Origin of the sequence: Streptomyces sp. NPDC007901, from assembly GCF_042959465.1 — a bacterium.
Classification (GTDB): domain Bacteria; phylum Actinomycetota; class Actinomycetes; order Streptomycetales; family Streptomycetaceae; genus Streptomyces.
Genome location: NZ_JBIBKW010000072.1, coordinates 1 through 5,266 on the forward strand (window position 1 = coordinate 1; position 5,266 = coordinate 5,266).

Annotated in this window: 1 protein-coding gene; it reads left to right on the forward strand. The window is 69.5% G+C overall.

Annotated elements, in window-relative coordinates; translation table 11 throughout:
* Positions 1–51: 51 nt before the first annotated feature.
* The coding region (locus ACFZDK_RS55505) for an amino acid adenylation domain-containing protein (protein WP_390986988.1) at positions 52–5,266 on the forward strand (5,215 nt) is incomplete at its 3' end.

Genomic DNA, 5,266 nt, shown 5'->3' on the forward strand with positions numbered 1-5,266 from the left:
GGGGATGTGGTGCGGTGGCGTGGGGATGGTTTGTTGCAGTTTGTGGGGCGTGTGGATGATCAGGTGAAGATCCGTGGGTTCCGGGTCGAGCCGGGTGAGGTGCAGGCCGTGGTGGCCGGGCACCCCGGTGTCGCCCAGGCCGCCGTCATCGCCCGCGAGGACGGCCCCGGCGGAAGCCGCTTGGTCGCCTATGTCGTACCGGGACCGGACGCTGATGCGGAACTGTCCGGACTGGTGCGGGAGTTCGTCGCGCGGCGGTTGCCGGAACACATGGTTCCGTCCGCCGTCGTGAGCCTTGAGACGTTGCCGTTGTCGCCGAACGGCAAGCTGGACCGAGCCGCCCTGCCCGCCCCGGACATGACGGCCTCGACGTCCGGCCGTGCCCCCTCCAACCCGCGCGAGGAACTGCTGTGTGCCGTCTTCGCCGACGTGCTCGGACTTGAACACGTAGGCGCGGACGACGACTTCTTCCAGCTCGGCGGACACTCGCTCCTCGCCGTCTCGCTGGTCGAGCGCCTGCGGGAGCGCGGCGTACCGGCGAGCGTCCGGGCACTCTTCACGACCCCGACCCCCGCCGGCATTGCGGCGGCCGCCGACGGAACGAGGGTGGAAGTGCCGCAGAAGCTGATCCCCGAGGACGCCGCCGAGATCCGTCCGGAGATGCTGCCGCTGGTCGAACTCCGCCAGGACGAGATCGACTTGATCTGCGCCCGTGTTCCGGGCGGTGCCGCGAACGTGGCGGACATCTACCCGCTGGCCCCCCTCCAGGAAGGCATGTTCTTCCACTACCTGATGTCCACCGACGAGAGCGGTGACGTCTTCCTTCGCCCCACGGTCATCGCCTTCGATTCCCGCGACCGCCTCGACGCGGTGCTCGACGCACTGCAGCAGGTGGTGGACCGGCACGACATCTACCGCACCGCGATCGTCTGGCAGGGTCTGAGCGACCCGGTGCAAGTGGTGCAGCGTACGGCGGCGATACCGACGACGCACGTCACGCTGTCCGGCGGAGCCGACCCCATCGTCGAACTCCTGGCCTCGGCGGGTGCGCGGATCGACCTGGAACGGGGACCGCTGCTTCGGGTCTTCGTCGCCGAGGAACCCGGAAACGGCCGCTGGCTGGCGCTGTTCCAGATGCACCACATGCTCCAGGACCACCTGGGCTGGGATCTGGCCCTGGACGAGATCGCGGCGATCCTCCGTGGCGAGGGCGACCGGTTGCCGACCGCTCAGCCGTTCCGGAACTTCGTGGCCACCGCTCGCCTCGGCACCTCCCGTGACGAGCACGAGGAGTACTTCAGGACCCTGCTCGGCGACGTCACCGAGACGACAGCGCCGTTCGGCCTCACCGACGTTCTCGGCGACGGTCAGGAAGCCGGCCAGTTCCGGATGGCGGTCGATGACGGCCTGGTCCGGCGGGTACGCGAGCAGGCTCGGGCGCACGGCGTGTCCCCGGCGACGTTGTTCCATGTGGCATGGGCGCGGGTACTGGCGACGGTGGCGGGCCGTAGCGACGTGGTGTTCGGCACCGTGATCTTCGGACGGATGAATGCCGGTGCCGGAGCCGACCGCACTCCCGGCCCGTTCATGAACACGCTTCCCGTACGCGTTCGCGTGAGCGGGGCGAGCGTGGGCGACGCCGTCGCGGCGATGCAGGCCCAGCTAGCCGAGCTGCTGGTACACGAGCACGCGCCGCTCGCGCTGGCCCAGAAGGCGAGCGGTGTCCCGGCCACCGCCCCCCTGTTCACGTCCATGTTCAACTTCCGGCACAGCAGCCGCGCCGACGAGCGCAACGGCGCTGCGCGGATCCAGGGCGCCGAGCGGATATACACCCGGCAGCGCACCAACTTCCCGGTGGACGTCGCCGTCGACGATCTCGGCACCGGCCTCACCATCACCGTCGAAGCCGTGTCGCCGGCGGATCCCCGCCAGCTGTGCGAACTGCTGCACAACACCACGGCCAACCTGATCACCGCACTCGAACAGGCCCCTGACACCCAGCTTCGACGCGTCGAGATCATGGGCACGGCCGGCCGCGGTCAGGCACTGGCCGGCCGACCGAGGTTCACCGGAGTGCACGAGCTGATCACTGCGCGTGCGGCCGGCAACGCGCACGCGGTGGCTGTGATGTGTGGGGATGTCGAGCTGTCGTATGGGGAGTTGGAGGTGCGGGCGGATCGGCTGGCGCGGCATCTGAGGAGTTTGGGTGTGGGGGCGGAGTCGGTGGTGGGGGTGTGTGTTCCGCGGGGTGTGGAGTGGGTGGTGGCGGTGCTGGGGGTGTGGAAGGCGGGTGGTGTGTATCTGCCGTTGGATGTGGAGCTTCCGGTGGAGCGGTTGCGGTTCATGGCGGCGGACGCGGGGGCGTCGGTGGTGATCGGCGCCGGGCCGGTGGCGGATGGGCTGTCGGTGGGCGGGGTGCGTGTGGTGGAGGTGGATGGTCCGGTGGTGGTGGAGGGGGTGCCGCCGGTGGAGGTGTCTGTGGTGCCGGGTCAGTTGGCGTATGTGATGTTCACGTCGGGGTCGACGGGTGTGCCGAAGGGTGTGCAGGTCACGCATGGGGGGCTGGTGAATCTGGCGTCTGTGTTCGGGCCTGTTGTGGGTGAGGGTGCGCGGGTGTTGCAGTTCGCGGCGGTGGGTTTTGACGCGTCGGTGTTCGACCTGGTGGTGACGTTGTGCGGGGGCGGGACGCTGGTGGTCGCCTCGGCGGACGAGCGCGCCGATATGGAGCTGTTGTCGGGGTTGGTGCGGCGGGCGGGGGTGGAGGCGGCGTCGGTGGTGCCGTCGCTGTTGGGGGTGGTGGATGCGGGTGCGTGGTCCGGGGTGTCGCGTCTGGTGGTGGGTGGTGAGGTGCTGTCGGCTCGGGCGGCCGAGGTGTGGGGTGCGGGGCGGCGGTTGGTGAACACGTACGGGCCGACGGAGGCGACGGTGATGGTCACCTCGGGCGAGGTGACGGTGGATGGTGGTGTGCCGGCGATGGGTGCGCCGGTGGCGAATACGCGTCTGGTGGTGCTGGATGAGTTCCTGCAGCCGGTGCCGGTGGGTGTGGCGGGTGAGTTGTACATCGGTGGGGTGCAGGTGGCGCGGGGGTATGTGGGGCGGGCGGGGTTGACGGCGGAGCGGTTCGTAGCCGATCCCTTCGAGACGGACGGCAGCCGGTTGTATCGCACGGGAGACGTCGTGCGGTGGACCGTGCAGGGGCAGTTGCAGTTCGTGGGGCGTGTGGATGATCAGGTGAAGATCCGTGGGTTCCGGATCGAGCCGGGTGAGGTGCAGGCCGTGGTGGCCGCGCACCCCGGCGTGGCCCGGGCCGCCGTCGTCGCCCGTGAGGACACCCCTGGTGATCGGCGTCTGGTGGCGTATGTGGTGCCTGGGCCGGATGCCGTTGGCGATCTGTCAGGGGCGGTGCGGGAGTTGGTTGCCACCCGCCTTCCCGACTACATGGTGCCGTCGGCGGTGGTGGTGCTGGATGAGTTGCCGTTGACGGTGAACGGCAAGCTCGACCGCGCCGCCCTGCCCGCTCCGACCTCCGTCAGCACGTCTCACCGTCAGCCCTCCACACCGGCCGAGGAGATCCTCTGCGCCGCCTTCGCCGAGGTCCTGGGCCTCGACCGGGTGGGCGTCGACGACAACTTCTTCGAACTCGGCGGTCACTCCCTGCTCGCGACCCGGCTGCTCAACCGCGTCCGTACCCTCCTCGACACCGAACTGCCCGCCCGCACCCTCTTCACCACCCCGACTCCCGCTGCCATGGCGGCCGCCGTCGGTGCCGAGCGCGTCGCGGTCCCCCCGAACCTGATTCCCGCGGGTGCCACCGAGATCCGTCCGGAGATGCTGCCGCTGGTCGATCTCGGTCAGGACGAGATCGATCTGATCTGCGCCCGTGTTCCGGGCGGTGCCGCGAACGTGGCGGACATCTACCCGCTGGCCCCCCTCCAGGAAGGCATGCACTTCCACTACCTGCTGGCCGACGGCGGTGACGACGTCTACCTGGAACCGAGCATGGTCGCCTTCGACTCGCGAGAGCGTCTGGACGCGGTACTCGACGCACTCCGGCAGGTGGTGGACCGGCACGACATCTACCGCACCGCGATCGTCTCGGAGGGCCTTCGCGCACCGGTTCAGGTGGTGTGCCGGCGAGTCGAGATCCCCGTGGTGGAAGTGACCCTGGACGGTGGCGAAGACGCGATGTCCGGGCTCCTGGCTCAGGCCCCCGCGCGTATCGACCTGTCCCGAGCGCCGCTCATGCGGACGTACGTGGCCGAGGAGCCGCGAACCGGTCGTTGGCTGGCGCTCTTCCAGATGCACCACATGCTCCAGGACCACACCGGCTGGGAAGTCGTCCTCGACGACATCTCGGCCATCCTGCGCGGCGAAACCGACCGCCTGCCGGAGCCGCTCCCGTTCCGGAACTTCGTGGCCGCGGCCCAGCTGGGTACCTCCCGCGAGGAGCACGAGGACTACTTCAGGGCTCTGTTGGGAGACGTCACCGAGACGACCGCCCCGTTCGGGCTGACGGACGTCCTCGGCGACGCCGCGGAAGTCAGTCAGGGACGGCTGACGCTCGACGACGCCCTGGCCGCCCGGGTACGGGAGCGGGCGCGCGTGCTCGGCGTGTCCGCCGCAACGCTGTTCCACGTGGCGTGGGCCCGAGTACTGGCGACGGCGGCGGGCCGTGGCGACGTGGTGTTCGGTACGGTCCTGCTGGGACGCATGAACTCCGCCGCCGATCGCGTACCAGGACCCTTCATCAACACGCTGCCCGTGCGCGTCGACGTCTCCGCGACCGGCGTGGCGGCCGCCGTCACCGGGATGCACTCCCAACTGGCGGACCTCATGGCGCACGAGCACGCGGTGCTGGCCCTGGCCCAGCAAATGAGCGCAGTGACGGCGCCGGCCCCGCTGTTCACATCAATCTTCAACTTCAGGCACAGCAGGCGTCCCGCCCAGGACGGCGAGGCGTCGGCCGAAGGCATCAGCACGGTCTACTCCCGCAACCGCACCAGCTACCCCCTGGTCGTGGCAGTCGACGACATCGGCACCGGTTTCGCCGTGACCGTGGACGCGGTTGCACCGGTCCATCCCGAGCGCGTGTGCGACATGCTGTGCGCCGCCACGGAACACCTGGTCACCGCTCTGGAGCAGGACACAGAGACACCGCTCCGCGATGTGCGGATTCTTGCGGGTGGGGAGCGGGGTCGGTTGGCGGGGTTGGGGCAGGGGGTGGTGGAGGACTTTGGGTGTGGTTCGGTTGTGGAGTTGTTTGGGC